This is a genomic window from Trinickia sp., from assembly GCF_036503415.1.
In the GTDB taxonomy this organism is placed as follows: Bacteria; Pseudomonadota; Gammaproteobacteria; order Burkholderiales; family Burkholderiaceae; genus Trinickia.
The window spans coordinates 1-3,173 of record NZ_DASXWY010000094.1 but is presented as its reverse complement, the minus strand read 5'-3'; the positions used below and the strand labels follow the sequence as shown (position 1 = coordinate 3,173).

The window sequence follows — 3,173 nt, the reverse complement described above, 5'->3', positions numbered from 1 at the left end:
GCTGGCATTGGCACACGCGGGGCGCGGGCCGGGCTCGGCGTAGCGGCCGGGACGTCCGCTCTCCACCAAGCTTCGCTTCAGCTTGCTGACGGCCGCTTGTGGCGTGCGCCGCGCAAAGGCGGCGCCTTCCAGCATGCATCCGGTCCGGCAACCGCCAGCTTGCGACGGTCACAGTCCGGGGCGACGGCGAGCGGCTTTGCCGTTTCATCATCGGACCGGACTCGGCCAAGAGCGGACGTTCACGAAAGGCAGTTTTCGGGGCAGTTCAACAGGCCGCGGAAGAGTTCGCGGCAAATGGGAATTAACTTACGCTAATCAGCTCCCGTTTTTCGGCTCGCGCACCGGGTACTCAATTAGAATTTCGCGGCACTGCCGGATGATTGCCGGCAAGTACGTTTGGTCAAACGATTCCTTGAACTCGTGCCTCTCCGACATCTGATCGGGCGTGATGTCAATCTGCACGTCGATGCGTCCGCCTGTCTTCGCGGTCAAGGTAACGCCGAGGTTTGGCTCAATGCAATCAAGCTTTGCAACCCCCGATAGAGACTCGTAGAGACGTTCACATTCATCAAGGAGCCTCACCAACTCGCCTAAGTGAATGATGGGGCCGACTGTCGCAACCGATGAACTTGCGGAGTCGCATCGCGCGGTCACATGCAACCAGTTTCCATCCCAGTAATCTTGAGCCAACGGAAATTGGCGGTGGTGGACCCAGAGCTTCAAGTTCGCAATTTGCAAGCTAGGTTCGCCCAGATTCACGTGAGGTTGCCCGGACATTTCATCGGATTCGGTTGATGCGGCTTTGCACGATAGATCTGCTCGGTTAGAAGTATATCGGCCATATCGGCTAACCGCGGGCGTTTTCGGACGTCCGGTTTCTGCCACTCGATCTAACGTACGCGAGCGGCAGCAACGGGTCGGCATCTGTCGTCCGCCTCGCGTTTGCCAGCGGTGCGGTGCACGCCTCGTCGTCGCCCGGATTCGGCCATGAGACGCCATCCGCCCGCCTCATCGCCCGGACGTTCGGACGTCGGATCCACTCCGCAAACGGCCATTCGATTGGCCGAAACGGTCATTGATCAACAGCGTTATACGACTCCCGTCATATATCGTCAGCCACGCAGGCCCGCGCAAATCGCGTTTGATATTCGCGCGACGAGAAACCGCGCTTGCAATGGGAGCAGCAAAAGGGAGAAGGCGTGAACTGGACGTTGGGCGATGACGTTGGGTTGCTGTTGCGCCGAATCCGCAAAGACTACCCACAGCAGCAACGCCCCGACGACGGCGACAACGGGTCCAGTTACGTGCCCCGGGATCTGCCGAACAAGGTGAGGTTCAATGCGCGAGCGGACGGGCGTACCGTCCCGTCCGCAATTGAATTCGTATCCAGCCGAGTGGCGGTGAAACGTCTCGCGAGCACCTGAATCCGCGCTAACCGCCGCCTGCCAGCGTCATCAAGCCCGGGGCGAACACGTAGAAACCCACCCCGATGATGATGAGGTAGAGAAGCATGATGAATGTCCATCCCATGTTGTGCCGGATTACTTCTCCTTCGTTACGCACGAAACGGCTGGTCGACACGCCCACACTCGCGGTCTGCGGCGCAACCGGCTTTCCAACCTCGGCGCCCACCGAGTTGAGCGACGGCAGGAGCAGCGTGGGGAAGCCGAGCAAGCGCCCGACCGTTACCTGAAAGAAGCCGAACATTGCGTTGGTGGACGTATTGCTGCCAGACAGCGCCACACCGATCCAGCCGAGAATCGGCGCAACGACGATGAAGGCGACACCGATCTTTGAGAATCCCTCGGCAAGGGAGGCCGCCATGCCCGAGAAATTGAAGATGTACGCGAGGCCGAAGATGAAGACGCCTACCAACAAGGCGCCCCACATCTGATGCCAGGTGCGGCGGAAGGCTTCCGCATATTGCGCGGGCTTCATGCCGATCAGCAGGGTGGTGATGAGCCATGCGGCGAAGATCGCCGTGCCGCCGATGAAAGGCGCGAAAGCGAAGACGGCGCTCACTTGAGTGCCCGGGCGAATCGAGGAGCCTGCCGTGACCGCGAGCTTGAGCCAGACTATCTTGGGCAGCGGCGACCATGGGCCGGTCCACAGGACCACCACCACGATCAGCACAATAAAGGGCAGCCAGGCGCGGAACACCTGCGCCCTCGAAAGTCCGTGCGGCGCGTTGCTAAGTGCCGCCGCCGCCGCATCGACCGGCTTGCCGCCATAGCCGAGCACGGTTTTCGGGCGCCAGAATTTGAGCAGCACGAGCAGGGCGGCAAAGCAAACGATCGAACCGGTCACATCGGGCAGATAGGGTCCCAGATAAACCGCGACCGGATATTGTCCGGCGATGTAGCCGAGCGAGCCAACCACCGCGAGCGGCCAGCCGTCACGCAAGCCGGTTCGTCCGGAGACCAGATAGATCAACACCCAGGGCGGCAGCAACGCGAGCACCACCACGATATGCGCGACCGAGGCGGAAAGCGCGAGTATTGGCAGGCCCGTCACGGCTGCCAGGGCAATGATCGGCACACCGAGCGCGCCGTAGGAGACCGGGGCATTATTGGCGATCGCGGCAACGCGGATCGCGTCGAGATCGGGAATGCCAAGCGCGATCAGAATCGGCGCCACGAACGCCCAAGGGTAGCCGAACCCGACAAGCCCCTCGAGCAAGGCGCCGAAAGCCCAGGCAAACAGCATGGTCTGTGCCCTGACGTCCGCCGTGCCCTGGGCGGTGAGCCAGCGCCGGAAATGGTCGAACACACCGGTGAGCGTCAGCGAATTGAAAAGCATGACACCCCAGAACGTAATCCAGTCGACCGCCCAGATGCCCGTCAGCGAGCCATAGATATAGGCCCGGATCCCCGTGCTCAGCGGCATCCCCCATACCGCGACGGCGAGGATAAAGGTGACAATCGCGCCGAGCAGCACGGAAATCCAGGCAGAAAGCTTGAAGACCGCGAGTAGTACCAGCAGAATGATCACCGGTACCAGCGCCAGCAGCCACGACGCGAACAAGCTGCCGGTCGGATTGAGAATTTGCTGGAACATAGATGAGACTCCGGTTTGTTTTTAAATATCGCCGGGAGACGCGTGACCGCGGTGCGGTACCTTTCGCAGTGTAGGTAAGATATTTGATATCGCAATAAGCGCTTGTGTGGATGCGT

At 60.8% G+C, this 3,173-nt stretch carries 2 protein-coding genes; both read right to left on the bottom strand.

Annotated features, from left to right (window positions below; all coding sequences use genetic code 11):
• Positions 1-315: 315 nt before the first annotated feature.
• Positions 316-759, bottom strand: coding sequence for a WapI family immunity protein (locus VGL01_RS13225; RefSeq protein ID WP_331569977.1), 444 nt, complete (start codon positions 757-759; stop codon positions 316-318).
• A gap of 672 nt (positions 760-1,431) precedes the next feature.
• Positions 1,432-3,057 (bottom strand): L-lactate permease, encoded by a 1,626-nt coding sequence (locus VGL01_RS13220; RefSeq protein ID WP_331569975.1) that lies wholly within the window; start codon positions 3,055-3,057, stop codon positions 1,432-1,434.
• Between the last annotated feature and the right edge of the window lie 116 nt (positions 3,058-3,173).

Coding starts and splice junctions, on each gene's coding strand:
- VGL01_RS13220 (WP_331569975.1), bottom strand. CDS start 3,057: ATGTTCCAGCAAATTCTCAATCCGACCGGCAGCTTGTTCGCGTCGTGG.